The organism is Caballeronia sp. GACF4 (assembly GCF_023631025.1).
In the GTDB taxonomy this organism is placed as follows: Bacteria; Pseudomonadota; Gammaproteobacteria; order Burkholderiales; family Burkholderiaceae; genus Caballeronia.
The window spans coordinates 1-25,352 of record NZ_JALQDW010000025.1; the positions used below are offsets into that span (position 1 = coordinate 1).

Below are 25,352 nucleotides of genomic sequence, written 5' to 3' on the forward strand. Positions count from 1 at the left end.
GTCAGGCTCTGATCGAGCAGATAGAGAATGAACGGCAGCGACACGAAAAGCAGCAAGCCGCTGATGCGATGCAGGATAGACACCTTCCCCGCGAGCGGCAAGCGATACTTCGCGAGTTGACCAAGCCCGATGTTCCGGAACTCGGGCCTTGGTTTTTTTACGGCTTCAGCCACGGGAAGACCCCTTCTCACTTTGGATTGAGCAACCGCAGCACGTCGCCGGCACGCTCGTCGAGCGCGACTCGTCCCGTCGGCCTCAGTCGAAAACCGGCCGTGTGTATTGGAGGAAGAGTTATAGGCGCGCGGTCTGCGCGATAGCGTTATTTTGTCGCGTCGTTGTTATACTGTCAAATATCTATCTCGTCTTTCTGAAATAGCTTTAACAGATATCGCATGGAATTGCGCCATATTCGTTATTTTCTGGCCGTGGCCGAAGAGCTAAACGTGACGCGCGCGGCGGAGCGGCTCGGCATCGGGCAGCCGCCGCTCAGTCAGCAGATTCACGCTCTAGAAGACGAAATCGGCGTGCGTCTGTTCCGTCGCACGGGGCACGGCGTGGTGCTAACCGAGGCCGGAGAAGCGTTTGCGGCCGATGCCAGACGCATCCTGAACGACACGCGCATTGCCGTGGAAAACGCGCAAAGCGCGGGACGCGGTGAAATGGGGCAACTCAACATCGGTTTCACGGGTTCGGCGGCGTTCAATCCGGTCGTGTCGCAACTGATTCGCGCGTATCGGCAGGCGTTTCCTAACGTTACTCTTACGTTGGCCGAAGGCAACACCGCCCAATTGCTGGCTTATCTCGATGCAGGCACCGTCGATGTCGCGTTCGTGCGGCTCGGCAGCCAGTCGCCCGTGGGCGTCGAGTTTCACCACATCGCGGTAGAGCCCATGCGCGTGGTGCTGCCCGTCACGCATCGGCTGGCGAAGAAAAAGAAGATCGCATTGTCAGCGCTGGCCGAAGATCCCTTCGTCATGCTGCCGCGCGTGGCGAGTCCGACGCTGCACGATGTGATCGTCGGCGCATGCAGGGAGGCCGGTTTCGAGCCCGTTGCAGGCCAGCAGGCGCCGCAGCTTTCGTCGGTCGTGAACCTCGTCGCGGCCGAGTTCGGCGTGTCGCTCGTGCCGGCTTCCGTGTGCCAGATACAGGTCGAAGGCGTCGTGTATGCCGACATGACCGGCAAAGCCGTATCGATCAGGCTTGCGTTGGCATCGCGGATTGAAGCCACGCAAGCCAAGACCGCGAACTTTCTCGATATGGCACTGGGTTTTGCTCAGGTTTAGGGTGGCCGCTTCCGCGTGAGCGAAGCCGCTCAATCGGCCTGAGCGTCGTGCAAATCGCCGAACAAATCCGACGTCGCACCGCTCGATGGCTGCAACGACTGCAACGCGCCGCTCCTGACCTGTTCGAGCACTTGCGGCGAGAGCCACCGCTCTTCCATTGCGGCGATGCCGCTTTCGATCATCTGCTGCAGAAAAAACGACTGCTTGCGCCCAGTCGCTTCCGCCAGTATGCGTAATCTTTGTTCGATCGCGGGCTCGACACGAACCGCGACGACCTTCAACTTGTTTTCGGCGGACCTTCTCAACCTTGACTCCCAATGCATGTCCCGCGTCGATAACGGACGCGTGCGTGGCTCGGCTTTTATCACAAAGAGGCGGCGCATCGCAATGCTTCTTTGTTGCGGCCTTCGCAAACATGCCTGCGCGCGCCTTGAATCGCACGCTTATTCACGCATCCACCGCTACACGCATTCACCGCATCACGCATTCACCGCAAGCTTCATCGCACCTTCTCTTGCGAGAAACGCACGCACGAGTTGATGCGCCTGATCCTTGTGCGCGGACTGCCACGATGCGGCGAGCATCTCGGTATCGAACATGCGTGACAGCGTGTACGCGTTCGATTTGTGAAAATACGCGAGACTCACCAGCGTGACATAGAGATGCAACGGGTCGATGCCGCGTCTTAACGTCCCTGCCGTCTCGCCACGACGGATCAGCGTGCGCAGCATGTCGAGCACCGGCGACGACATTGCGGGAATGACCTTCGAACGCTTCATGTAGCGCGCGCGATTCAGGTTCTCCCATGAAAGCAGACACAGCAACTCGGGGTGTGCCGCGAAATGGCCTTCGGTGAAGTCATAAAGTTGCAAAATGCCCGCGGCGGGATCGACGGTATGCGCGTCGAGCGTGACAGCTAATTCGGCTTCGCGAAGGCGCGCGAGCACATGCTCCAGGACTTCGACATAAAGCGCTTCCTTGCCGCCAAAGTAGTGATAGATCATGCGGATGTTGACCTTCGAACGGCTCGCGATGGTCTCTACGCGCGCACCGGAAAAGCCCTTGTCCGCGAACTCGCGAATGGCGATCCTGAAGATGCGCTCCTTCGTCTTCGCCGCGAGCTGCGTGCGGCGTGTGGGCGCGGCATCTTCTTTCGAGGCGCTTTTCAGCTTGGGCGGGGCCATGAGTCGTGTCGTTGATAAGGACATGTCGATGTTACCCGCCTTTAACGTCTGAACGGCAGCGTGAGCGCGGGCGGTGCGGTCTGTCTGCCGATGAGCCCCGCCACCGCGATCAACGCAAGCAAATACGGCAACATGATGAGCAACGCGGTGGGCACGTGCAGGCCGAACATCGGTAGCTGAAACTGCATGGCCGTGGCGGCACCGAACAAGAGACACGCGAGCGCCGTGCGGCCGATCTTCCAGTTGCCGAAAATGATGGCGGCAATCGCCAGATAACCCGTACCGTTGGTCATATTCTCCGTGAACGTGTGTATGTCGCCGATGGAAATGAAGCAGCCCGCTGCCGCCGACATCACGCCCGAGTACAGCACCGCGCCATAACGAATGCGCGTGACAGGCAGCCCCGATTGATCGACGGCGCGTGGCGCGACGCCTGTCGCATGCAGCGCAATGCCGAGCGCGGTGCGGCGCATGATGACCGACGTTGCGATCAAAACTGCAAACCCCGCATACAGCAGCCACACCTGACCGAACACCGGCTCGCCGATCAACGGCAATTTGCCGAGCACGGGCGGCGACCAGTGCGCGAGGCCGGGAATGACCGCGCTGGAACGTTCGCCGAAAACTGCCCGGTATGCGAGCGTCGTGCCACCAAGCGCGAGAATGTTGATGCCGATGCCCGTCACGATCTGATTCGCGCGCAAGGTCACGCTCAGAAACGCCTGCAGCAAGGCAAGCGGAATCACGCCGAGCATGCCGCATAAAAGCCCGAGCGATGGATGCCCCGTCAGCCAGGAAAACACCGCGCCGAGAAACGCGCCCGTCAGCATCATGCCTTCGACGCTCATGTTCAACACGCCTGCGCGTTCGCTGATGAGTTCGCCGGTCGAAGCAAGCAACATGGGCGCGGCCAGGCGAATGGATGCGCCGGCAAAGACCGCGAGAAGTTCGAGGTTCATCGCGAAGTTTCTCCTTTATCGAGCCACATTGCGCCGCCTGCCAAAGCGATGGTGACGATGCCCTGCACGATCAGCACGAGCGCTGATGGTACTTGCGCGACCATCTCCATGTTGATGCCACCCGAGCGCAATAAGCCGAACATCAAGGCCGCCGCGAACACGCCGGTTATCGAACCACGCGCGAGCAAACCGACGACGAGGCCATCGAAACCGTAGCCCGACGAGAAGCCCGCCTTCAGCGAGTATTGATCGCCTTGCAGCATCAACGCGCCGGCGAGTCCGCTGAACGCGCCTGCGATCGCAAGCGCGCCGACGAGCGATGACGTAATCGGCAAGCCCGCGCGCTTGGCGGCAACGGCGTTGAGCCCCGCTGCGCGCAACGACAGGCCGAAGCGCGTGCGCGCGAGCATCACGGCCGACGCAACAGCCAGCACGAGCGTCACCGGCAAGCCGATATTCAGATTCATGCCGCTTGCCATGAAGATGGCCGGCAGCTTGGTTACGTCGGGTATTTCCAGCGATTCAGGCAAGGTCGCGCCGCTCGTCATTGGTTGACGCAACAGTGCATCGCTTTGCACGCACCAGTAAAGCAGCCACACGGCGATGAACGAAAGCAGCAGCGTACTGATGACTTCGTTGGTACCGGCTTTAGCTTTCAGCACGCCGGGAACGCCGCCCCATACCGCACCTGCGGCGGCCGCCGTGAGCATCGGCACGATAAAGGCGAGGCCGAAAGGCAAGTGCGCGCATCCGCCGTAGAGACTCATCGCCGTGGCAACTATGCCGCCTATCGCCAGTTGCCCTTCTCCGCCCACGTTGGTCAGCTTCGCGCGATTTGCGATGACGAAGCCCGTGCCGACGAGCGCGAACGCGAGGCTGCGATTGACGGAGGCCCCGATTGCATAGGGCGAGCCCCACGCGCCATCGGCGAACGCGGCGAGCGCATCGGCAATGGATACGCCCATCAACGCAATCAAGCCGAGCGCCGCGAGCATCGCAAAGAGCACGGCCGCCGCGATCACGAACGCAACGCGTAATTGCGGCGCATGGCGCGCGCCGGACGTTGCCGCGAAGGGCCGATGCAGCTTCATGTTGACGTTCATGCGTTATCTCCCGAGCCCGCCATCCATGCGCCGATACGACCGCGATTGTTCGCATCGGGCGTACATGTGCCCATGATGCGACCGCGATACAGCACGACGATGCGATCGGCGACGCTCATCAGTTCGTCGAGTTCGGAGGAAATGAGCAGCACGCCCACGCCGCGGTCGCGCGCCGCGCGAATATGCGCATAGACGGCGGCCACCGCGCCGACATCGAGCCCGCGCGTGGGCTGCGCCGCAAGCAGGAACAGCAAAGGGTCGAGCGTGAGTTCGCGTGCAAGAACGGCTTTCTGCTGATTGCCGCCAGAGAGTCCGCCGAACAACGCATCGGGGCCGCTTGCACGCACGTCGAAACGTTGCATGAGTTCGAGCGCGGCATCGCGCATGGCGCGGCGGCGCAGAAAGCCACCGCGCGTATAGCGGTCGAGATGATTGAGCAAGAGGTTGTCGGTGAGACTCATGCCGGTGACGCAGCCTACCGCGTGACGATCTTCCGGCACGATACCGACGCCCGCTTCCGTTAATTCGCGCGGGCTGGCGTTGGACATGTCGCGGCCAGCGATAAAGAAGCGCCCCGACGATGCGCTCAGCATGCCCGCGAGCACCGCGCCGAGTTCGCTTTGACCGTTGCCCTCCACGCCCGCGATACCGACGATCTCGCCGCGATTCACGACGAGCGTGCAGTCCGCGAGACGCGTGACGCCTTCCGCGTCGCGAGCGCTCAGGCCGTCGAGTTGCAGTACTTCGTCATCGAGCGGTCGCGAGTACGGCGAGCCGCTTTGCACGAGTGACAGACGCGTCGCGAGATCGTCGGCGGCATCGCTGTCTTCGCGATGAATCATCGCGTGCACGAGCCGGTCGATATCCCTCGATGGATTCGACGAACGCGCGACCACGCGTCCGGATTGCAGCACGGTCGCATGTGTCGCAATGCGGCCGATTTCCTTGAGCTTGTGCGTCACGAGCACTACCGCGCAACCGCGTTTCGCCACGCGTTCGCACGTGTCGAGCAACGCATCGATCTCGGCGGGCAAGAGCACGGCGGTGGGTTCATCGAGCAGCAGAAGACTCGGCTCGCGCATCAGGCATTTGACGATCTCGACGCGTTGCCGTTCGCCGACGGACAAGTCCGCGATCTTCGCGTCGAGCGAAAGATCGAGACCGACGCTCGCCAACACGTCTTGCACGCGCGTGGCTTCCGCTGGCCGGTCGAGCCAGCCGCGCGCCTGACCGAGCAACAGGTTGTCGAGCACGGTGGCATCGTCGACGAGACTGAAATGCTGATGCACCATGGCGATACCGTTCGCGAGCGCTTCGCGCGGATTGCGCGGCCGATACGGCGCGCCGTTGACGCGCATGGCACCCGCGTCCGGCTGATGCACACCGAAGATCACATTGCACAGCGTCGACTTGCCCGCGCCGTTCTCGCCGAGCAGACAATGCACGTCGCCGGGAAACAGGTCGAGCGAGACGTCGTCGAGCGCCGTGAACGCGCCGAAGCGTTTGCCGATTCCCTGCAGCGAGAGAATGGGCGAACTATCGGCGGATGGGGAAGCCAGCGTGCTCATCCTTCAGAAACCTTGATCTTGCCGCTCTGGATATCGTCTTCGATCTGCTTGATCTTGGCGTCCATGGCGGGCGTGGATTTGCAGATCACCATGCCGGATGCTTTCGGCCCCATTGCAAGGCCGAACGCTTTATAGCCCGGCTGCCATTGCCCCTTCTCCAGTTGCTCGATGGCGTACTGCGCCTGATAGCCCACGCCCGTGATGCTGTATGCGATGTAAAGCGGATCGCTTCCGCAACGGTCCGTATAGCTGCCGATGATGTGCGTGTCTTTTTCCTTCGCCGCTTGTTCGAGCCCGCGCAAGCCGAGATTCAGGATGTGATAGTGCACGTCCGCGCCCTGCGCGATGGCCGCTGCCGTCGCTTCGCGCGCCTTCGCCACGTTGTCGAAGTCGCCGGTATAAGCCTCGAAGTACTTAACCTTCGGATTGATATAGCGCGCACCGTTGCCGAATTCCTTGCCCGCATTCACGATCGACGGGATCTCCATGCCGCCCACATAACTCACCGCGCCGTTCTTCGACAGCATGGCTGCGGCCGCGCCCGCGACATAAGCGATCTCGGCCTGCTTCACGTCATAGCCCGCGACATTCGGCGGCATGTTCTCGCCCTTGTTGCCGCCGACGATGGAGAACTTCACATTGGGAAAGCGCTTCGCGACCTTGAGTACCGCAGCCTGCGTCTGACCGCCGATACCGATCACGAGCTGATTCTTCGTCGCGAGATTCGTGAGCGCCTGCTCCATGTCCGCGTAGTTGATGTTCTCGATGATCTGCGTCTTCAGCTTCGGGCCGAACTCCTTTTGCGCGGCCGCGACGCCTTCATACCCCGACTCCATCCAGCCCTTGTCGGATTTCGAACCGGGGATCAGGACGCCCACGCGCATCGCTTCATCGGCCGCGTGCGCAGGGCGGATAAAGAACGCCGGCACGCCGAGCGCAACTACGCCGGCAATGGCCACGACGCGTTTCATCAGGATGGAAGGCTGTTGCGAACGGAACATCACTGGCACTCCTTTTGCGTTGAGTTTCGGTAAGTAGGTTATTCATGAGCGAAATGCACATTGCAACTTCAATGCCATGTTCAACCCGCGCGTGAATGTCGAATACTTCGCGTCAGTCGCGTTCGGTGTCATCGGCGACCTGCGGCAACATCCTCAACTCTTTTCCGATGGAGAACACGATGGACCACGCCCCGAACCCCGCCACGGCAGGCGCTGGCTTGCTCGGCGCATTTGCGCAGACGCGCTGGCAAGCGACGGAAACGCTCGTCGATATGGCCGTGCCAACGCCCGTTCCGCGCCTCGCGACACTCGATGCCAAGCCGCAGAAAGTGCGCTTCGACATCGAGAAAACAGCGCTCGTGATCATCGACATGCAGAACGACTTCTGCACCAAAGGCGGGTGGGTCGACCATATCGGGGGCGATTACGGTGCGGACCGTGCACCAATAGCGCCATTGCAAAGCCTGCTGCCGATCGCGCGAGAAAGCGGCGTGCCGGTGATTTGGGTTAACTGGGGCAATAGGCCCGATCTCGCCAACATGCCGCCTAATCAACTGCATCTGTATAAGCCGAAGGGAACGGGCATCGGGCTTGGCGAGGCCTTGCCTGAACATGGCGCACATGTCCTTGAAAAAGATTCGTGGGCAGCCGCCGTGGTCGATGAACTGAAGATCGAACCGCAAGACATCTGCGTGGACAAGTACCGCATCAGCGGCTTCTGGGACACGCCGCTCGACAGCATTTTGCGTAATCTCGGTACACGTACCGTGTTTTTCGCGGGCGTGAACACGGACCAATGCGTGATGCACACACTCACCGATGCCAATTTTCTCGGCTACGGTTGCGTCATGCTCACCGATTGTTGCGCGACTTCATCGCCCGACTTCTGCACGGAAGCGAGTATCTGGAACGTGAAGAAATGCTATGGCTTCGTCGCGGATTCGTTGCAATTCGCCGACGCATTGAACAGCGCGGCCGCATGAACGCTTTCGTTCCCGGTCCGCGTATTCGCGTGAACGCAACCGGCAGCGGCGCGCTCGATGGCTTGCGTTTTGCGGTGAAGGATTTGATCGATATCGCGGGCGTAACGACGGGCGGCGGCAATCCCGATTGGTTTGCCACGCACGATGCCGCGCAATGTCATGCGCCGTGCGTGGCGAAGCTGTTAGCGGCGGGCGCATCCGTGGATGGCAAGACCATCACCGATGAACTCGCCTATGGCCTCGAAGGCGCAAACGAACACTATGGCATACCGCTCAATCCGCGTTGGCCGCATGCATTGCCCGGTGGATCGTCGAGCGGATCGGCATCGGCGGTTGCGAGCGGCAGTGTCGATTTCGCACTCGGCACCGACACCGGCGGCTCGGTGCGTGTGCCTGCCGCGTTCTGCGGACTCTGGGGCATACGGCCAACGCACGACGCGGTATCGCTCGATGGCGTGCTGCCGTTTGCATCATGCTTCGACACGGTCGGATGGTTCGCGCGCTCGGGTGATGTGCTTGCGCGCGTTGCAAACGTGCTCCTCGATGAGGTCGCTTCCCACGATGCTCCCGCGCGTCTCGTGTGCTGCAAGGAAGCATTCGACGCGCACGGTTCCGCGCGTCTGCGCGAATTTGCACCCGCATCCGCCGAGATCGAACTCTTCGCGGGCGAGGGCTCGGACTGGCTGCATGTCTATCAGCAGTTGCAGGACGACGCGATACGTGCGTCTCTTGGTTCATGGATCGACACGCATACGCCGCGCTTCGGAGCGAACATCGCGCCACGCTTCGCGCGGCTCAAGTCGATCGACGACGCGGAGGTGAATCGGTGCCACGCTTTACGTGAGGAATATGCGGCACGTATTGCGCATATCGTCGCCGATGCCTTGATCGTGCTGCCAACTACGCCCGTCTCGCTTTTGCGCCAGAATGAAACGTCGGAGCGTATCGGCGCGTTCTATCGCGATGCCTTGACCTTCAACGCCATCGCGGCATTTGCCGGACTGCCGCAAGTGACCATACCCATTGCGAACGAATCGACCGGCCCGCTCGCGTTGTCCTTGATCGGTCCGCGTAACAGCGGCCGTGCCTTGATTGCGCGGGCGCGAAGTCTGTTTTCCAAAATCGAATGAGGTAGACGACCTTGTCTACTCATCATCGCTTTCAACATCGAACGAGACCATGAACAAGCCACCGGAAATCGATGGAACGCTCGACGCTTATGCCGACGCCGCACTTCGGCTGCACTTCCCTCATCTAACGGATGACACCGCCGCGCGTGTCAAGACGCAATTCGCGCGCATCGCGCAACTCGCGGCACCGGTACTCGCCTATCCCGTCGATGCCCAGGATGAACCTGCGCCGGTGTATCGCCCATGACCATCAACGACGCATTCCCTGCTGGCGCAGTTGCCATTGCACGTGCCTATGCCGAAGGTGCATTCAGTGCGCGCGAATTGATCGAAACAACGCTCGCTCGCATCGACACGTTTAACGCGCAGATCAACGCCTTCACCACGATCACGCGCGAACGCGCACTCGATGAAGCCACTGCCCTCGATGCACGGCGCGCGAGCGGCGCTGCTTTGCCACCGCTCGCAGGCGTTCCCTTTGCGGCGAAGAACCTGTTCGACATCGCGGGCGTCACGACGATCGCGGGATCGCGCGTGCTCGCCAATGCCGCGCCCGCCGCTGCGGATGCAACGCTCGTTACACGACTCACCGATCATGGCGCAATCATGGTCGGCGCGCTCAACATGGATGAGTTCGCCTACGGCTTCACCACCGAGAACAGTCACGCGGGACCGTGCCGCAATCCGCACGACCTGACACGCTCGGCGGGTGGATCGTCAGGCGGCAGCGCCGCGGCGGTCGCGGCGGGCTTCGTGCCGCTCACTCTCGGAAGCGATACGAATGGGTCAGTGCGCGTGCCTGCCTCGCTGTGCGGCGTGTTCGGCGTGAAGCCGACCTATGGACGCTTGTCGCGGCGCGGAACGTATCCGTTCGTCGCGAGTCTGGATCATATGGGCGCATTCGCGCGCAGTGTCGAAGACCTCGGCGCTGTCTATGACGCGCTACAGTTTGCCGATCCACTCGATATGGCTTGCGCGCAGCGTGAATTCGAGCCCGCGCGTGCGATGAGCGGAACCTTGCGCGTTGCACGTCTGACGGGCTATTTCGACGACTACGCAAACGACGATGCACGCAACGCATCGCTCACTGCGTCAGCCGCGCTCGATGCGACGGATACCGTCGAGTATCCGGATGCCGATGCGGCGCGTGGTGCAGCGTTTCTCATCACCGCTGCCGAGGGCGGCCAATTGCATATGAAGGACCTTCGCGCGCACTACGACGAGCGTGAGCCTTTGTCGCGCGACCGCTTGATCGCGGGTGCGTTGCTGCCTGCCGCATGGATCATTCAGGCGCAACGCGTCCGCGCTTCGTTGCGGCGACGCGTGCTGGAACTCTTCGAGCGCTACGACGTCTTGATCGCGCCAGCGACGCCAGTCGTGGCGCCGCGCATCGGCGACGAGTTCATGGAGGTCCGCGGTGCGCGAATGGCAGTGCGAGCCAGCCTCGGCATGTTGACGCAACCCATCTCGTGCCTTGGGTTGCCCGTTGTGACCGCGCCTATGCGAACGGAAGCCGGCTTGCCGATGGGAGTTCAGTTGATTGCCGCGCCGTGGCGCGAAGACCTGGCATTCGAAGCCGCCCGGCGTCTGGAGCAAGCTGGCGTAGCGGGTTGTGCGACACCGCGTTTTGCCGAGGAGACAGCGTGAACGAGATCAATCGACCGGATGTTCTTGAGGAAGTGAATGCGGTGTTCGACGCGTATGAACGTGCCCTGACTAGCAATGACGTCGCGATGCTGGATGACCTGTTTTTTGATTCGTCGCTAACGGTGCGCTATGGGGCGACGGAAAATCTCTACGGCTACGACGCCATACGCGAGTTTCGTGCGGCACGGTCCGGGACAGGTTTAGCGCGCGAGGTGACGGCACGAATGGTGACGACCTATGGAGAGTCGATGGCCGTTGCAAATATCGAATTCCGGAGGGAAGGCGACGCGCGTATAGGCCGACAAAGTCAGACGTGGATACGCTTAGAGGATGGATGGAAGGTCGTCAGCGCGCATGTCAGCTGGATGACCTAAACGCGACCGCGAGCGGCGATCCTCATGCAGACGGATCGCCGCGCCGCCAGGCATCATCACTCGTACCCGGGACCCGTGCGCGCTTGCCGCATCGTCAACGCGCCCTCTTGTCTGCGCCGATAGCCCGAATCCCGCGAAGCCAGCCAGTAATAAAGCGGCGAAGTCAGCAGCAGGCCAATGACCCACGACAGATCCGCGCCATCGAGATACTTCGGCACGGGACCGGCGTACATCGGCGTATTCATGAACGGAATCTGCACGATGATGCCGATTGCATAAGCGATCAAAGCCTGCGGATTGAAGCGCCCATAAATGCCGCCATCGGCTTCGAAGATCGATTGAATATCGTACTTCCCTTTATGGATGATATAGAAGTCGATCAGGTTGATCGCGGTCCAGGGCACGAGCACCACGAGCAAGGCAAGCACCAGATCGACGAGATTTCCCACGAAGTTGGTCGATGCGCCAATCGCTCCATAGCAGCAGGCAAGCAGAATCGCGACTGAAAGCACGGCGCGCGCTTCGGCCGTGGGAATCCAGCGATAAGCAAACGTCTGCAACGAAGTAATCGTGGCGAGCACCGCGCCATACAGATTGAGCGCGTTATGACTGATCACGCTAAGCAGAAACAAGACGAGCATGGGCAAGCCGAGGGGGCCGGTCGCAGTCTTGACGGCGTCCATGGTATCGGCGCCGGGCGCGACGGCAAGCGCGGCGACCGCACCGAAGGCAAACGCAAGCGAGGAGCCAATGGTGCAGCCCAGATACGTCGCCCAAAACGTCGACGCTACACGCACATTGCTCGGCAAATAGCGCGAGTAGTCGGAAACATAAGGTGCAAACGCAATCTGCCATAGCGCGGACAAGGAAACGGTGGCCAGCCAGCCTGCGAAATTGAAGCCGCCGCGCGTGAAGAAGTCGGCCGTCGCGATATGCGTGAAGATGTACGCAAAGCCTACGAAGATACCGATGCCCAGCACCCACGTACCGATTCGGTTGAGTATATGAATGAATCGATAGCCGATGATCCCGATCAACCCCGAGCCCACCGCACCGACGACGATCCCGACCGGCACCGATATCGACGTTTCGATGCCATGCAACGACTTGCCTGCGAGCACGATATTCGATGCAAAGAAGCCCACGTACATCACGCCCGCAATCACCGTGACGAGCAAGGCACCCCATGATCCGAACTGCGCGCGGCTCTGGATCATCTGCGGGATACCCATCTGTGGCCCTTGCGCCGAATGCAGCGCCATCAACACGCCGCCCACTGCCTGACCGACGATGATCGCGACGATTCCCCACAGCAAGTTCAAATGGAATATCTGCACGCCAAGCGCGCCCGTCACGATAGGCAATGGCGCAATGTTTCCGCCGAACCAGAGCGTGAATAGATCGCGCACCTTGCCATGCCGATCCTCCGTCGGCACATAGCCGATCGTATGCTTCTCGATGAACGAGGACGTGTTGCTATCCGACGTATTCAAAGTCGTCTCCTTTATTGATTTGGCGCATGCGCGAGTCGTTTCGAAAGACCATGCGCACCGCGGAGCCCGTCGAAAGTCTCGGGGCTCTTGAACGCGCCATGGCGCGTGTCAGGAAGCGGTTGCTAGATAATCCGCAAGACGCGCGAGCATGGCGTCGCAGGCGTCGAGTTGCTCGACGCTCACGAACTCGTCGGGCTTGTGCCCTTGATCCATGCTTCCCGGTCCGCACACCACGGTTGGGATGCCCGCTTGATTGAAGAGTCCGCCTTCGGTGCCGAACGCCACCGTGCCGAACTCGTTCGAGCCACTAAGAAGCGTCAGCAAGCGCGCTGCTTCGCTATCTGGCGGTGTGGCCAAGCCCGGATAGGCGCTCAAGGATTCGAAGCGAATGTCCGTGTCCGCTTTCACCGCGCGCATCTTCGGAAGTAATTCGGCTTCGGCAAAGCTTTGCAATTCATCCGCCACCTCATGCGCGTCGAAGCCGGGAAGCGCACGCACTTCAAAATCGAATTCGCATTCCGCCGGCACGATATTGAGCGCACGCCCACCTTTGATGACGCCTGCTTGCACGGTCGAAAAGGGTGGATCGAAGAGTGCGTCATGGTGCTCGGGCCGTGCCAGGTGCTCGCCAATATCATCCAGCTTGCCGATAAGACGTGCTGCATACGCTATGGCGTTCACGCCGTAGGGCGCGTAAGCCGAGTGACAAGCCGCGCCCTTCACCTGGCAGCGCATGGCGAGCTTGCCTTTATGACCGAGCACGGGCTTCAGTTCGGTAGGCTCTCCGATCAGGCACAAAACGGGCTTCTGTGGGCGCCTTGCCAGTTGCTCCAACATGGGCCGCACCCCAAGGCAACCGACTTCCTCGTCGTAAGAGAAGGCAAGGTGTACGGGCATGAATAGCGATTTCTCAAGAAACGTAGGCACCGACGCCAGCACCGAGGCGATAAACCCCTTCATATCCGCCGTGCCGCGGCCATATAAGCGCCCTTCCTTCTCGGTAAGCCGAAAGGGATCGAGCGTCCAGGCTTGGCCATCGACGGGCACGACATCGGTATGACCGGATAGCACGATGCCGCCCCTGTCACGCGGACCGATCGTCGCAAACAGATTCGCCTTCGTCCGCTCGGCGTTATAAAACAGTTCGCTCTCGACGCCGAGATTCGCAAGGGTGTCGCGAACGAACTCGATGAGTTTCAGGTTCGAATCGCGGCTGACGGTTGCAAAGCCGATCAGCCGTTCGAGCACGTCGCGGCTCGACATCTCACTCATTGCCCGGCACTCCATAGCTAGGCGCCGCTGTCGGGTTCAGCGCACGGGTCACGTAGTCCTGCATTTGCGGCCGATAAGCCTGCCACAGACCATCGAGCTGGCCGATGGGGTCGGCGTCGGCCCAATCGACGCGCAGATCGACGATAGGCCAACTCAGATCGCTCACGATCTTGAGCGCTGCGGAATGCACCGGCCCGGCTTCGCCGCCTGCGGTCATCGCCGCCTGCATCGCAGCGAGCAAACGATCCGCCAGCATGCCTTTTGTGTTTTCGAACGCGGGAATCATGGCTTCGATCACGCCGAGGCTCGCAAGCATGTTGCCTGCGGCGACGCATTGATCTCCAGCCACCGCGTGATGCAGGCCAAGCGCTTCCTTGCCGCTAAAAAGCGCGGTGCGGCCATGAGCGTCGATGACCGTTACTTGCCGATATTCGCTGTACGCGTTCGCATCGAGCGCACGGTCGAGCGCCGCCTGAGGATCGAGTTGCGCAGTGTCGATGAGGTCGAGGATCTGCGGCCCAAGTGCGGGCAAAGTCACGTTCTGCGTGGCCACCGCGCCCACGCCGCCGCGTGCCCACGGACATCGCGCGCCCACGGCGATACTCGACGAACTGATTGCAATGCCAAGCTGGCCGGTTTCCTGGCAACGTCCGATCACGGAGAATGTCATGCAAGGCTCCTCGACTTAGGCGGGCTTCCAACCTTCAGGAATGACCGCGATCACATCGATTTCCATCAGCCATTCCGGCTGTCCCAACGCGCTCACCACCAGCCCCGTCGAAATGGGAAACACGCCCTTGAGCCACTTGCCGACTTCCTGGTACACCGGCTCGCGATAACGCGGATCGATCAGATACGTGGTCGTCTTGACGATATGGCTCATGTCGCTGCCCGCCTCTTCGAGCAACTGCTTGAGATTCTTCATCGCCTGCTCGGCTTGCGCGCGTGCATCGCCGAGACCCACCAGATTGCCTTCGAAATCCGTTCCCACCTGACCACGCACATAGACCGTGTTGCCGGCGCGCACGGCCTGGCAAAGATCGTTATCGAGCGTCTGGTTCGGGTACGTATCCTTCGTGTTGAACATGCGGATACGCGTATGCGTAGGTTGGCTCATCGATGCACCTCGAAGCTGAGAATGATTGAATAGTGAATGCGGCGTCTTGGGCGATCGTCAGTTCACGCCCATCTCGCTGACCTTGTGCACGCGCGGATCGCTGAATGTCGCGGCTTGGCCGGCATGACGGCGCGACGCATCGTGATACGCGAGATACTTGCGCTGCGTGACGATATGATCGGCAATATGTTTTGCATCGTGCCAGACGCCCCAGATGAAAGCGGAGCCGCGCCGCGAAAGCCAGGGCAAGCCAAGGAAATAAACGCCGGGCTCCTTGGAAACGCCGCGCTGATGCTTGGGCTTGCCTTTATCGTCGAAGGCGTTGACATCGAGCCAGCTGAAGTCGACGGCGTAGCCGGTTGCCCAGATGATCGAACTCACGCCAGCATCGGCAAGGTTCAGTTCGAGAACAGGTTGCTTCATGCATTCCGGATCGGACGGAATGATGCGTGCCTCGGGCTCGTCCGGCAGATCGATACCATTGCGCGCCACATACGCGTCTGCGGCGCTCAGCAAAGACAAGTAGTTGTCGTCGCCGTTGTTGATGTTGGTCGTGAGGTCTGGCTGAAACGTTGCAATGCCATTCTCGAATGACTTCGTGAGACCGACGAGGTTCATGCCCTGATGCGCGAGACGGCGGAAATCGACTGTTTGTCCACCGCGCGCGCCACTCACTGCAATCGTGACGTGCTCCTTGCCCGGCCGCATGACTTCCGCATCCCACTCGCCGAGCACGCCCAGCCACCAGCAAAAATCACGGCCACGATACGCGCGCGGCGGACGGTCATGCGGGCCGACCGACAAATACACCTTCCTACCGGCGCGCATTAGTTCATCCGCAATCTGCACGCCTGACGATCCCGCGCCGACCACGAGCACCGCGCCTTCCGGCAATTGCTCAGGATTCCGATAATCAGCCGAATGAAGCTGCGTAAGACGTTCGTCCTTCGGGGCGATAGCCGGGATGACCGGCTTCTGGAACGGACCAGTAGCGACGACTACACGGCTCGCTTCGATCACGCCTTCCGATGTTTCGACGGTGAAGCCTTGCCGCCCGACATTGCGAACCACCTTCTTGACTTCGACGCCCGTGCGAATGGGTGCATCGAACTTTTCGGCGTAGGTGACGAAGTAATCGGCGACCTGATCTTTATTGGCAAAGCCATCGGGATCGACTTCATCGAACTCGAGATTGGGGAAACGATCGTGCCACGCCGGACCGTTCGCCACGAGCGAGTCCCAACGTCCCGTGCGCCAGCGTTCCGCAATGCGGTCGCGTTCAAGAACGAGGTGCGGCACGCCGAGCTTGCTCAGATGCTCGCTCATCGCCACGCCGGCCTGACCGGCGCCAACGACGAGCGTGTCGATTGAGGTTATTTCCACTGTCATGGCTATGTCCTTCGATATGGCTTTACTTCGCGGAAGTGTCCGGCGAAGTCAGCGTCCTTGAAATACGTGCAGTCGTGCGTGGCTGGCGTTCTGCCAATGAAGCCCAAATTTACGCTTGAGCGCAGAATTCTAAAAATATATTTAAAAAATGCTTAGCATCGGTTTTGGCTATGCAATCCTTTTTGGCGAAGCCACAATTCGGCCGGTCAACCGTTTAGAGGCGGAGCGTTTCCGATGGAAAACCACCCTTTGCGCTACTCGCTTCGGCAATTGCGCTACTTCGTCGTAACGGCGGAAGTGCTGTCTTTTACAGCCGCCGCACGGCGCCTGCACATTTCGCAGCCGTCGATCTCCACCGCGCTCGCGGACCTCGAAATATCCTTTGGCGTGCAGCTTTTCATACGGCATCACGCGGCGGGATTGTCGCTTACGCAAGCAGGCCGAGACCTTTTGGGGCAAGCGCGCAACCTGCTAAAAATAGCCGAAGAATTGCAAATGGCCGCTAAGGAAATGGATGGCGGCATGACGGGCTCGATCGCACTCGGCTGCCTCGTTTCACTTGCGCCGCCGCTCATGCCGGGGCTCATAAGCCGCTTTACCGGCGAGCATGCAGGGATTTCCTTTAGGACCGTCGAGGCGCATCAGGATGGCCTGCTAAGAGGCTTGCACGACGGCTCGCTCGATATTGCGCTGACCTATAGCCTGGATTTGACCGAGGACATCGCATTTACGCCACTGCTTTCTCTGCCGCCTTATGTCATCTTGCCGAAGACGCACCGGCTAGCCCGCGCGCGCAAGGTCTCATTAGCGGATCTCGAAGCGGAGCCTTACGTGATGCTGGATTTACCGCATAGCCGAGAGTATTTCGCGGCCCTTTTCGATGCCGTCGGCAACCGGCCGGTTCCCGCATTTCGGTCGTCGCAGCCTGAAGTCGTGCGCGGCATGGTGGCTAACGGCTTAGGCTATAGCATCCTCAATTTTCCGCTCAAATCGAATCGCACCGTAGATGGTGAAGACTTCGTGATTAAGCGCTTCAAGGACAACGTCAACGCAACGACGCTAGGCATTGCGCAATCGCGCACCATGAAGCCGCGCCAAGTGGTGCAACGCTTCGCCTCGTTTTGTGAGAACTATATCCGGCGGCTGCATCTAGACGCCTAAGAAACGCCAAAGCCAGGAACGCTACATAGGCAAAAGCTCTGCTTTGTATCCGAAAACAATATTTTGGCTGGTAATTTGGCTTGATAAATTTGTTGCCATGCGAGCGCAACGCCTTGCCGACTCTACGCTGGCGCGCTTATAAGGAAATAGATTCAAGGAGTCTTTCATGACCAGCCAGGCAAGAACGATCCCGATCACGGCACTCGTCGATGAGTTGCGCGCCGGTTGCGAACGATCGTTCAACGACGCGCATGCCATGCCGCCTGGCGTCTACACCTCCGCCGATTTCTTGTCGCTCGAAGAGCGCGACATCTTCGAACACGAATGGCAATGCGTTGGCCGCGCAAGCGCCTTGAAGATGCCGGGCGACTACCTGACGGCGCGCATTGGCGCACAGCCTATCGTGGTGTTGCGCGATGAGCAGATGCAACTCAAGGCGATGTCCAACGTCTGCCTGCATCGCATGTCGGTTTTGCTCGAAGGGCGCGGCAACGTGCGCAGGATCGTGTGTCCATATCATGCATGGAATTACTCGCTGGATGGCGCGTTGCAAGGCGCACCCCTGATGGACCGTCAAGAAGGTTTCTGCAAGGAAAGCTATAAGTTGCCCGCCGTGCGTTGTGAAGAATGGCAAGGCTGGATCTATGTAACGCTCGACGATCAAGCGCGGCCGGTCAGTGAACAGCTTGCCGATTTGAGCGGGCTCATCGATGCCTACGGCATGGAACACTACATCGAAACTTTCTATGAAGAGCACGTGTGGGACACCAACTGGAAGATCCTCGCTGAAAACTTCATGGAGAGCTATCACCTGCCCATGCTGCATCGCGCGACAGTAGGACCGCATTCACGTCTTGAAGAGATGGAATGCCCGCCCGGCTTTCCCGCATTCAACTACCACTGGATCACGAAGGAAGCGTCTCTGCCCATTGGTAACGCGCATCCGGACAACGCGCGGCTTACGGGACACTGGCGCAAGACCACGGCGCTGCTGGCGATCTATCCGACGCATCTCGTCACGCTCACACCTGGCTATTTCTGGTATCTCGTGCTGCAACCGCAAGGCGTTGGCCGCGTGCATATTCGTTTCGGCGGCGGTCTTGCGCCCGAGTTCATCGCCGACCCAGAAGCGAATGCGCATATGGCCTCCCTCAAGACCTTGCTCGATGAAGTCAACGCGGAAGACAAGCGCGGCGTCGAAGCGGTTTTTCGTGGCGTGCATGCGCCGCTTGCAAAGCCCGGCCATCTCAGCCATCTCGAACGGCCCAACTATGACTTCGCGCGCTATCTCGCCAGCAAGGTTGGCGCGCATTGAACACTGCAAACGGACAGGACCGAACGATGCCTGACGCTTCCTTCATCTCGTTCACGGGCGTGAGCAAGTCTTATGACGGCGTGCATTATGTCGTCGAAGACTTGAATCTCGACGTGCGCAAGGGAGAATTCCTGTCGCTGCTCGGGCCATCGGGCTCAGGCAAAACGACCACGCTCATGATGCTCGCGGGATTCGAATCTCCCACGCAAGGCGAGATTCGTCTCGATGGCAAACGTCTCGACGACAAGCCGCCGCATCTGCGCGATATCGGCATGGTGTTTCAGAACTACGCGCTCTTTCCGCATCTGACGATTGCAGAGAACGTCGCGTTCCCGCTTTCCGTGCGCCACGTGAGCCGCGCCGATCAGAAGGCGCGTGTCAAGCGCGCGCTCGAAATGATCGAACTGCCGCATCTCGCGAACCGGCGTCCTTCGCAGCTTTCCGGTGGTCAGCAACAGCGCGTGGCGCTCGCGCGCGCGCTCGTCTTCGAACCGAGCGTCGTGCTCATGGACGAACCGCTCGGCGCACTCGACAAGCGTCTGCGCGAAACCATGCAATACGAGATCATGCGGCTGCATCGCGAGTTGTCGCTCACCATCGTCTATGTCACGCACGATCAGGCCGAAGCGCTGACCATGTCGGACCGCGTCGCCGTGTTTTCCGATGGCCGTATTCAGCAAGCCGCCACGCCCGGCGAACTCTATGAGAACGCACAGAACGCTTTCGTCGCGAACTTCGTGGGCGAGAACAACGGCCTCATTGGCCGCGTGGCCAGTGCGAGCGACGAATGGGCGACCCTGGCCCTCGCGGACGGCAACATCATTCGTGGACGATGCGAACCCGGCCTCACCGAAGGCGACGAAGCCATGCTCGCGCTGCGCCCCGAACGCGCCCACATTCCGAGCGCGGAAGGTTCGCATGTCGACGAACACAGCAACGTGGTGCGCGCCCGAGTCGAAGAACTCGTGTATTGCGGCGATCATCATCGCGTGCACCTGAAGCTCGGCACGCGCGACAACCTCGTCGTCAAGCTGCCGAACACTCAGCGTCACGCCTTGCCCGCGGATGGCAGCACGGTCGATGTCGCCTGGCGCCACGACGACTGCAAGATACTTGCGATGAGCGCGTCCAGAAGCGTGTCCACACCTCTTTCTTCCACACCGTCGTCAACTTCAATCACCACGCCCGCTACAGCAGGAGCCAACTGACATGCGCACTTTTATCAAAACTCAATGCGCGGCACTCGCGTTATGCGCGTTTTCCAGCATCACCGTTCAGGCTGCAGAGACACTTTCGGTCGTGACGTTCGGCGGCGCTTATGAAGCCGCTGCGAAGAAGGCTTATTTCGAGCCCTTTACGCAAGCCACGGGCGTCGGCTTCTCGACGGAATCGTATGATGGCGGCTTGGCCAAGCTCTCCGCGATGGAACAGGCGAAGAACACGACGTGGGACCTGATCGACCTCGAAACCAACGACGCGATCACCGCTTGCGACGAAGGTCTTCTCATGAAGTTCGACAAGAAGACGCTCGGCAAGACGAGCGACTTCATTCCCGGCTCCATCCTCGATTGCGCAGTGGCGAGCATGGTGTGGTCCACCGTCTACGCCTACGATGCGAGCAAGTTGAAGACCGCGCCGACCAGCGTCAACGACTTCTTCGACTTGCAGAAGTTTCCCGGCAAGCGCGGCCTGCGCAAGTCGCCAAAGGTGACGATGGAATGGGCGTTGATCGCCGACGGCGTCGATCCCAAGGATGTCTACAAGGTGCTTGGCACGCCAGCTGGCGTGGATCGCGCATTCAAGAAACTCGACACCATCAAGAAGAACATCGTGTGGTGGGAGTCGGGTGCGCAGGCGCCGCAATTGCTCGCCGACGGCGCAGTGGCGATGACACAGGTCTACAACGGCCGTATCGACGATGCAGCGAAGAAGGACAACAAGCCCTTCAAGGCCGTGTGGGACGCGCAGGTGTACGACTTCGAATGGTGGGGCATTCCGACGGGCGCGAAGAACGCGAACACGGCGGCCAAGTTCATCATCTCGGCATCGCAGCCGAAGGCGTATGCGGATCTTACGAAGTACATCGCTTATGCGCCGCCGCGCAAGGACGCTATAGAACTGGTGGACAAGCAGCGTCTTGCCGACCTGCCGACCTCGCCTGCCAACTTCAAGCGCGCCGTGCAGATCAACGCGAATTTCTGGGCCGACAATGCCGATCAGATCAACAAGCGCTTTCAGGTGTGGCTGACGCAGTAAGACAGCAAGGTATCGACGCTGTCCGCTTCACGCGAAACATGATCCGAAGAGAGCCCGACTTGACCGCGACCACCAACATGTCCGTATCCGCAAAGGCCGCGCCATCGGGCTCTCCTAGAAGCGCCGACGGCCACGCGTCTTATCAGAAGGCGCGTCGCCGTGCATCGTTGCAAGCGCTGTTGCTTGCGTTGCCGCTGATCGTGTTTCTGTTGTCCACCTTTATCGCGCCGATTGCGCTACTGCTCGCGCGCAGCGTGCAGAATCGCGAAGTCCCCGACAGCATGCCCGCCCTCACGCGCGCGCTCGATGCGTGGGACGGCCACGGCTTGCCCGACGAACGCACCTTCGCATTGCTGGCCGCCGGCCTCAAGGAAGCCCAGCAAAGCGGTCAGCTCGGCACCGTGGCGCGCCGTCTGAACTTCGCGCAAGCGGAGTTTCGCAGCCTGTTGATGCGTACCGCACGCAGCCTGCCCGCCGATGCACCACCCGCATGGAAACCCGCGCTCATCGAAACCGACGAGCGCTGGAATTCACCGGAAATCTGGCGCTTGCTCAAACGCGCCGCGGCATCGCCCACGCCCGACTATCTGCTCGCAGCCGTCGATGCGCAAGTGACACCGCAAGGCAACATCGCGTCCATGCCGGCCGATTCATCGGTGTTTCGCGAGGCGTTCGTGCGTACCATCTCTATCAGCGCAACCGTCACGCTCATGTGTCTCGTGCTCGGTTACCCCGTTGCGTGGTTGCTCGCCAATCTGCCCGCTAAGAGCAGCAACCGTCTCATGCTGTTTGTGATCGTGCCGTTCTGGACCTCGCTTCTCGTGCGCACGACCGCCTGGTATGTGCTGCTGCAACCGGGCGGCGTCATCAACAGCCTGCTCATGGGGCTGGGCCTTGCGTCGCATCCCGTGCCGCTCATCTTCAATCGCGCGGGCGTGCTGATCGGCATGACGCACGTGCTGCTGCCTTATATGATCCTCGCCATCTTCTCGGTGATGAAAAGCGTATCGCCCGTTTATATGCGTGCAGCGAAGTCGCTGGGCGCGCATCCGTTCACTGCGTTCATGCGGGTCTATGTGCCGCAGACGCTGCCGGGCGTGGGCGCGGGATGCTTCCTCGTGTTCGTGCTGGCGCTCGGCTACTACATCACGCCTGCGCTACTCGGCGGCGCGGGCGATGAAATGATCAGCCAGCTCATCGCCATTCAGACCAACACGCAGCTCAACTGGGGACTCGCGGGCGCGCTGTCGGCGTACCTCGTGATCTTCACGGCGGTCTTCTATTTCCTCTTCAACCGCATAGTCGGCATCGACCGGCTGCGTTTCGGTTGAACGACACGGACTCGACGACATGCAAGATCAACGCAATACCGTGCTGACCGAACGCGTGGCGAATCGCTGGGTGCGCGTGCATACGGCGATCGTCTTGTTCTTTCTGATCGCGCCCATCCTCGCGATCATTCCGCTCTCGTTCAATTCGGGTTCGTACTTTTCATATCCGATGCAGGGCTTTTCAATGCGCTGGTACGAGCAGGCGTTGACGAGCGCGGACTGGCAGCGCTCGCTATTGAACAGCATCGGGATTGGCGCGGCGTCGACGTTGATCGCGACATGTCTCGGCACGCTGGCCGCGTTGGGCCTGAGCCGCGCGCAATTTCCGTGGCGCTCGCTCATCATGCCCATTATCATTTCGCCGATGATCGTACCCATCGTCGTCGTGGCTGCGGGCTTCTATCTAATCTTCGCGCCGCTCGGTCTCGTGAACTCGTATCCGGGCGTCGTGCTCGCGCATGCGGCGCTTGGTACGCCCTTCGTGGTCATCACCGTGACGGCTTCGCTGCTGTCGTTCGATCAGAGCCTGCTGCGCGCGGCGTCCGGTCTTGGCGCGGCGCCATGGATCACGTTCAGGCGTGTGACGTTACCGCTGATCATGCCTGCAGTCGCCACAGGCAGCGTGTTTGCCTTTGCCACTTCATTCGATGAAGTCATCGTGATTCTATTCATCGGCGGGCCGGATCAGAAGACCGTGCCGCGTCAGATGTGGAGCGGCATCCGCGATTCGATCGACCCTTCAATACTTGCGGTCGCGACCATGCTGATCGTCTTCGCCGTGCTGCTTTTTGCGAGCATCAATTGGCTGCGCGGACGTGCGGCGGCGGCCAGTCAGGCGCTCGGCTGATCAGACACACAATAAGCGGCGCGGGCCATTCAGACCGCGCCGCCCACACCGCTTTACATCAAGATTTATCGTCTCCTTCCGGCTCGATTTCCGTCAGATCGTCCGGGTCTACTTCCGCTTCGCGGACAGTCGTTCCTTCATCGTCGGTTTCCGATACATCCGTGGTGAGCGCATCGTCCGTGCCGGATTCGCCTTCGTCGTCGCTTTTCGGATCATCGGTCATGGGGGTTTCGGCGGGCGTGTTCATCTTGTTGCTCCTGATAGTTGCGTTTAAGTGATCGGATGGATAAACAGACGAATCACATCCGGACGCACAGATCAGGCGTGGATTCGATGCGCGATGTCGAACCATGAAGCGCACTTCTTTCTCGCAGCAATCGTAGTGCCGCATGTCGGCCGGAGCGCTCGCGCAATGTGTACACGCGCGAAGGCACACGCGTTGCTGAACTGTATCGACGCCAACGATTGGCGCAGAGATTCTTAGGCTTCCGATACATGGCACGGAGAACGCAATGAACAAGGATCAGAAAGAAGGCATCAAGGAACAAATAAAGGGCTGGACCGACACGGCCATCGGCACACTCACCGGCAACGAAGATCGCAAGCTGAAGGGTGACGTCGAGATAACGAACGGTGCGAATCAAAAGGACTACGGTGACCAGAAGGACAATATGGAAAAGGGCATCGAAGATCCCGGCGAGCCAACCAACAAGTAAGGCTTCGTCGACAGTTCACTCTCAAGGACAAGGATACTTCCAATGAAAGCGCTTACCTGGCACGGCAAGAAGGACATTCGCTACGACACGGTACCGGACCCGCAGATCGAACATCCGCGCGACGCGATCATCAAGGTGTCGAGTTGCGCCATTTGCGGCTCGGACCTGCATCTGTTCGATGGATTCATGCCGGGCATGGAATCCGGCGACATCATGGGCCACGAGTTCATGGGCGAAGTGGTCGAAGTCGGCGCTGAAAACGCGGCGCTCAAGGTCGGCGACCGCATAGTCGTACCGTTCACCATCTTTTGCGGCGAATGCGATCAATGCAAGCGCGGTAATTTCTCCGTGTGCGAGCGCAGTAATCGCAACAAGAGCACGGCCGACAAGGTTTTCGGACACACCACGGCGGGTCTCTTTGGCTACACGCATTTGACGGGCGGCTATGCCGGCGGCCAGGCCGAGTACGTACGCATACCTTTCGCCGATAAAACGCACGTGAAGATTCCCGATGGCCTTTCAGACGAACAAGTGCTTTTCCTCGGCGACATCTTCCCGACAGGCTGGCAAGCGGCGATCAACTGCGATATCGAGCCAACGGACACCGTGGCGATCTGGGGCGCGGGACCGGTGGGACAAATGGCGATTCGCAGCGCGTTTCTGCTTGGTGCAAAGCATGTCGTCGTAATCGACTGCGTGCCTGAACGCCTTGCAATGGCGCGCGTCACTGGCGCCACCACCATCAACTTCAAGGAAGAGAGCGTGGTCGAGCGCCTCGCCGATCTCACGCAAGGCAAAGGCCCGGAAAAGTGTATCGATGCCGTTGGCATGGAGTCGCACGCCACGGGCTCGTTCGACTCGCTTTACGATCGCGCCAAGCAGGCGGTCATGCTCGAGTCGGACCGGCCGCACGTGTTGCGCGAGATGATCTACGTGTGCCGTCCCGCAGGCATTCTGTCGGTACCGGGCGTCTATGGTGGACTGATCGACAAGATTCCCTTTGGCGCCTCGATGAACAAGGGCCTCACCTGGCGCATGGGTCAGACGCACGTGGCCCGCTGGACCGACGACCTGCTCAGCCGCATTCAGGAAGGTCAGATCGACCCCTCGTTCGTCATCACGCACCGCGTCTCGCTTGCGGAAGGACCGGAAATGTACAAGACCTTCCGCGACAAGGAGGACGGTTGCATCAAGGTGGTACTCACACCCTGAAGCAAAAAAAC

Annotated in this window: 27 protein-coding genes; 14 read left to right on the plus strand and 13 right to left on the minus strand. The window is 60.3% G+C overall.

The window, feature by feature from the left end; genetic code table 11:
- A partial coding sequence (locus NCR40_RS22290; RefSeq protein ID WP_502801018.1) for a succinate dehydrogenase, cytochrome b556 subunit occupies positions 1-173 on the minus strand: 173 nt, incomplete at its 3' end.
- Between the two features lie 219 nt (positions 174-392).
- Here NCR40_RS22290 and NCR40_RS22295 point away from each other — a divergent pair.
- Positions 393-1,283 carry a LysR family transcriptional regulator gene (locus NCR40_RS22295; RefSeq protein ID WP_244830215.1) on the plus strand — a complete coding sequence of 297 codons (891 nt, stop codon included), beginning with the start codon at positions 393-395 and terminating at the stop codon, positions 1,281-1,283.
- 29 nt (positions 1,284-1,312) lie between these two features.
- Here NCR40_RS22295 and NCR40_RS22300 read toward each other — a convergent pair whose 3' ends face one another.
- The 6 genes from NCR40_RS22300 to NCR40_RS22325 form a co-directional block, all read right to left on the minus strand.
- Entirely contained in the window at positions 1,313-1,588 is a 276-nt protein-coding gene (locus NCR40_RS22300) for a YlcI/YnfO family protein (protein ID WP_250494073.1), read from the minus strand.
- 174 nt (positions 1,589-1,762) lie between these two features.
- On the minus strand, positions 1,763-2,467 hold the full coding sequence (locus tag NCR40_RS22305; protein WP_250510671.1) for a TetR family transcriptional regulator: 705 nt from the start codon (positions 2,465-2,467) through the stop codon (positions 1,763-1,765).
- A 41-nt stretch (positions 2,468-2,508) separates the two neighbouring features.
- Positions 2,509-3,426 (minus strand): ABC transporter permease, encoded by a 918-nt coding sequence (locus NCR40_RS22310; RefSeq protein ID WP_250510672.1) that lies wholly within the window; start codon positions 3,424-3,426, stop codon positions 2,509-2,511.
- Positions 3,423-4,529, minus strand: a complete 1,107-nt coding sequence (locus tag NCR40_RS22315) for an ABC transporter permease (RefSeq protein WP_502801015.1) — start codon at positions 4,527-4,529, stop codon at positions 3,423-3,425. The genes NCR40_RS22310 and NCR40_RS22315 overlap by 4 nt, the downstream gene beginning before the upstream one ends.
- The gene (locus NCR40_RS22320; protein ID WP_250510673.1) at positions 4,526-6,097 is read right to left on the minus strand and encodes an ABC transporter ATP-binding protein; all 1,572 of its coding nucleotides are present in this window, start codon (positions 6,095-6,097) and stop codon (positions 4,526-4,528) included. Before NCR40_RS22320 ends, NCR40_RS22315 begins: the two co-directional genes overlap by 4 nt.
- A complete protein-coding gene (locus NCR40_RS22325) occupies positions 6,094-7,101 on the minus strand; it encodes a BMP family protein (RefSeq protein WP_404989399.1) in 1,008 nt (335 codons plus the stop codon). Before NCR40_RS22325 ends, NCR40_RS22320 begins: the two co-directional genes overlap by 4 nt.
- Positions 7,102-7,277: 176 nt before the next feature.
- Here NCR40_RS22325 and NCR40_RS22330 point away from each other — a divergent pair, with 176 nt between their 5' ends.
- Genes NCR40_RS22330 through hpxZ form a run of 5 tightly spaced genes read left to right on the plus strand, consistent with a single transcriptional unit; the run spans position 7,278 to position 11,232 of the window.
- Positions 7,278-8,081, plus strand: a complete 804-nt coding sequence (locus tag NCR40_RS22330; protein ID WP_250510674.1) for a cysteine hydrolase family protein — start codon at positions 7,278-7,280, stop codon at positions 8,079-8,081.
- The gene (locus NCR40_RS22335; protein WP_250510675.1) at positions 8,078-9,211 is read left to right on the plus strand and encodes an amidase; all 1,134 of its coding nucleotides are present in this window, start codon (positions 8,078-8,080) and stop codon (positions 9,209-9,211) included. The genes NCR40_RS22330 and NCR40_RS22335 overlap by 4 nt, the downstream gene beginning before the upstream one ends.
- Before the next feature lie 49 nt (positions 9,212-9,260).
- A complete protein-coding gene (locus tag NCR40_RS22340) occupies positions 9,261-9,458 on the plus strand; it encodes an AtzG-like protein (protein WP_250494077.1) in 198 nt (65 codons plus the stop codon).
- Positions 9,455-10,858, plus strand: coding sequence for an AtzE family amidohydrolase (locus NCR40_RS22345; RefSeq protein WP_250510676.1), 1,404 nt, complete (start codon positions 9,455-9,457; stop codon positions 10,856-10,858). Before NCR40_RS22340 ends, NCR40_RS22345 begins: the two co-directional genes overlap by 4 nt.
- A complete protein-coding gene (hpxZ, locus tag NCR40_RS22350; RefSeq protein WP_250510677.1) occupies positions 10,855-11,232 on the plus strand; it encodes an oxalurate catabolism protein HpxZ in 378 nt (125 codons plus the stop codon). The genes NCR40_RS22345 and hpxZ overlap by 4 nt, the downstream gene beginning before the upstream one ends.
- Before the next feature lie 56 nt (positions 11,233-11,288).
- On the opposite strand, the gene NCR40_RS22355 is transcribed toward hpxZ, so the two are convergent.
- From NCR40_RS22355 to NCR40_RS22375, 5 genes are all read right to left on the minus strand, one after another.
- Positions 11,289-12,725, minus strand: coding sequence for a purine-cytosine permease family protein (locus tag NCR40_RS22355; protein WP_250510678.1), 1,437 nt, complete (start codon positions 12,723-12,725; stop codon positions 11,289-11,291).
- A 108-nt stretch (positions 12,726-12,833) separates the two neighbouring features.
- On the minus strand, positions 12,834-13,997 hold the full coding sequence (gene argE / locus NCR40_RS22360) for an acetylornithine deacetylase (RefSeq protein WP_250510679.1): 1,164 nt from the start codon (positions 13,995-13,997) through the stop codon (positions 12,834-12,836).
- Positions 13,990-14,667, minus strand: a complete 678-nt coding sequence (locus NCR40_RS22365; RefSeq protein ID WP_250510680.1) for a DUF1028 domain-containing protein — start codon at positions 14,665-14,667, stop codon at positions 13,990-13,992. The genes argE and NCR40_RS22365 overlap by 8 nt, the downstream gene beginning before the upstream one ends.
- A 15-nt stretch (positions 14,668-14,682) precedes the next feature.
- A complete protein-coding gene (locus NCR40_RS22370; protein ID WP_244830202.1) occupies positions 14,683-15,114 on the minus strand; it encodes a RidA family protein in 432 nt (143 codons plus the stop codon).
- Positions 15,115-15,171: 57 nt separating this feature from the next.
- Positions 15,172-16,503 (minus strand): flavin-containing monooxygenase, encoded by a 1,332-nt coding sequence (locus NCR40_RS22375; protein ID WP_250494083.1) that lies wholly within the window; start codon positions 16,501-16,503, stop codon positions 15,172-15,174.
- Positions 16,504-16,737: 234 nt separating this feature from the next.
- Between NCR40_RS22375 and NCR40_RS22380 the strand changes: the two genes are divergently transcribed.
- The 6 genes from NCR40_RS22380 (at position 16,738) to NCR40_RS22405 (ending at position 23,413) form a co-directional block, all read left to right on the plus strand.
- Positions 16,738-17,664 carry a LysR family transcriptional regulator gene (locus NCR40_RS22380; protein ID WP_250468380.1) on the plus strand — a complete coding sequence of 309 codons (927 nt, stop codon included), beginning with the start codon at positions 16,738-16,740 and terminating at the stop codon, positions 17,662-17,664.
- Between the two features lie 166 nt (positions 17,665-17,830).
- The gene (locus NCR40_RS22385) at positions 17,831-18,979 is read left to right on the plus strand and encodes an SRPBCC family protein (RefSeq protein ID WP_250510681.1); all 1,149 of its coding nucleotides are present in this window, start codon (positions 17,831-17,833) and stop codon (positions 18,977-18,979) included.
- Positions 18,980-19,005: 26 nt separating this feature from the next.
- On the plus strand, positions 19,006-20,187 hold the full coding sequence (locus tag NCR40_RS22390) for an ABC transporter ATP-binding protein (RefSeq protein WP_250494087.1): 1,182 nt from the start codon (positions 19,006-19,008) through the stop codon (positions 20,185-20,187).
- 1 nt (position 20,188) lies between these two features.
- Complete coding sequence (locus tag NCR40_RS22395; RefSeq protein ID WP_244830197.1) at positions 20,189-21,235, plus strand: ABC transporter substrate-binding protein; 1,047 nt, start codon at positions 20,189-20,191, stop codon at positions 21,233-21,235.
- 77 nt (positions 21,236-21,312) lie between these two features.
- Positions 21,313-22,566 carry an ABC transporter permease gene (locus NCR40_RS22400; protein WP_250510682.1) on the plus strand — a complete coding sequence of 418 codons (1,254 nt, stop codon included), beginning with the start codon at positions 21,313-21,315 and terminating at the stop codon, positions 22,564-22,566.
- Positions 22,567-22,585: 19 nt separating this feature from the next.
- Entirely contained in the window at positions 22,586-23,413 is an 828-nt protein-coding gene (locus tag NCR40_RS22405) for an ABC transporter permease (RefSeq protein ID WP_244830195.1), read from the plus strand.
- A gap of 58 nt (positions 23,414-23,471) precedes the next feature.
- Here NCR40_RS22405 and NCR40_RS22410 read toward each other — a convergent pair whose 3' ends face one another.
- Positions 23,472-23,660 (minus strand): hypothetical protein, encoded by a 189-nt coding sequence (locus NCR40_RS22410; protein ID WP_250510683.1) that lies wholly within the window; start codon positions 23,658-23,660, stop codon positions 23,472-23,474.
- A 265-nt stretch (positions 23,661-23,925) separates the two neighbouring features.
- Between NCR40_RS22410 and NCR40_RS22415 the strand changes: the two genes are divergently transcribed.
- Positions 23,926-24,129 carry a CsbD family protein gene (locus NCR40_RS22415; protein WP_250510684.1) on the plus strand — a complete coding sequence of 68 codons (204 nt, stop codon included), beginning with the start codon at positions 23,926-23,928 and terminating at the stop codon, positions 24,127-24,129.
- Positions 24,130-24,171: 42 nt separating this feature from the next.
- Complete coding sequence (locus tag NCR40_RS22420; protein ID WP_250468385.1) at positions 24,172-25,341, plus strand: zinc-dependent alcohol dehydrogenase; 1,170 nt, start codon at positions 24,172-24,174, stop codon at positions 25,339-25,341.
- Positions 25,342-25,352: the final 11 nt, after the last annotated feature.

What these genes read in the sequence shown, in the direction of transcription:
- NCR40_RS22380 (WP_250468380.1), top strand. Translation starts at nt 16,738, where the DNA reads ATGGAAAACCACCCTTTGCGCTACTCGCTTCGGCAATTGCGCTACTTC.
- NCR40_RS22305 (WP_250510671.1), bottom strand. Translation starts at nt 2,467, where the DNA reads ATGGCCCCGCCCAAGCTGAAAAGCGCCTCGAAAGAAGATGCCGCGCCC.
- NCR40_RS22345 (WP_250510676.1), top strand. Translation starts at nt 9,455, where the DNA reads ATGACCATCAACGACGCATTCCCTGCTGGCGCAGTTGCCATTGCACGT.
- NCR40_RS22310 (WP_250510672.1), bottom strand. Translation starts at nt 3,426, where the DNA reads ATGAACCTCGAACTTCTCGCGGTCTTTGCCGGCGCATCCATTCGCCTG.
- NCR40_RS22340 (WP_250494077.1), top strand. Translation starts at nt 9,261, where the DNA reads ATGAACAAGCCACCGGAAATCGATGGAACGCTCGACGCTTATGCCGAC.
- NCR40_RS22365 (WP_250510680.1), bottom strand. Translation starts at nt 14,667, where the DNA reads ATGACATTCTCCGTGATCGGACGTTGCCAGGAAACCGGCCAGCTTGGC.
- NCR40_RS22375 (WP_250494083.1), bottom strand. Translation starts at nt 16,503, where the DNA reads ATGACAGTGGAAATAACCTCAATCGACACGCTCGTCGTTGGCGCCGGT.
- NCR40_RS22420 (WP_250468385.1), top strand. Translation starts at nt 24,172, where the DNA reads ATGAAAGCGCTTACCTGGCACGGCAAGAAGGACATTCGCTACGACACG.
- NCR40_RS22320 (WP_250510673.1), bottom strand. Translation starts at nt 6,097, where the DNA reads ATGAGCACGCTGGCTTCCCCATCCGCCGATAGTTCGCCCATTCTCTCG.
- NCR40_RS22335 (WP_250510675.1), top strand. Translation starts at nt 8,078, where the DNA reads ATGAACGCTTTCGTTCCCGGTCCGCGTATTCGCGTGAACGCAACCGGC.
- NCR40_RS22315 (WP_502801015.1), bottom strand. Translation starts at nt 4,529, where the DNA reads ATGAACGTCAACATGAAGCTGCATCGGCCCTTCGCGGCAACGTCCGGC.
- NCR40_RS22400 (WP_250510682.1), top strand. Translation starts at nt 21,313, where the DNA reads ATGTCCGTATCCGCAAAGGCCGCGCCATCGGGCTCTCCTAGAAGCGCC.
- NCR40_RS22405 (WP_244830195.1), top strand. Translation starts at nt 22,586, where the DNA reads ATGCAAGATCAACGCAATACCGTGCTGACCGAACGCGTGGCGAATCGC.
- argE (WP_250510679.1), bottom strand. Translation starts at nt 13,997, where the DNA reads ATGAGTGAGATGTCGAGCCGCGACGTGCTCGAACGGCTGATCGGCTTT.
- NCR40_RS22395 (WP_244830197.1), top strand. Translation starts at nt 20,189, where the DNA reads ATGCGCACTTTTATCAAAACTCAATGCGCGGCACTCGCGTTATGCGCG.
- NCR40_RS22295 (WP_244830215.1), top strand. Translation starts at nt 393, where the DNA reads ATGGAATTGCGCCATATTCGTTATTTTCTGGCCGTGGCCGAAGAGCTA.
- NCR40_RS22410 (WP_250510683.1), bottom strand. Translation starts at nt 23,660, where the DNA reads ATGAACACGCCCGCCGAAACCCCCATGACCGATGATCCGAAAAGCGAC.
- NCR40_RS22385 (WP_250510681.1), top strand. Translation starts at nt 17,831, where the DNA reads ATGACCAGCCAGGCAAGAACGATCCCGATCACGGCACTCGTCGATGAG.
- NCR40_RS22390 (WP_250494087.1), top strand. Translation starts at nt 19,006, where the DNA reads ATGCCTGACGCTTCCTTCATCTCGTTCACGGGCGTGAGCAAGTCTTAT.
- NCR40_RS22415 (WP_250510684.1), top strand. Translation starts at nt 23,926, where the DNA reads ATGAACAAGGATCAGAAAGAAGGCATCAAGGAACAAATAAAGGGCTGG.
- NCR40_RS22330 (WP_250510674.1), top strand. Translation starts at nt 7,278, where the DNA reads ATGGACCACGCCCCGAACCCCGCCACGGCAGGCGCTGGCTTGCTCGGC.
- NCR40_RS22370 (WP_244830202.1), bottom strand. Translation starts at nt 15,114, where the DNA reads ATGAGCCAACCTACGCATACGCGTATCCGCATGTTCAACACGAAGGAT.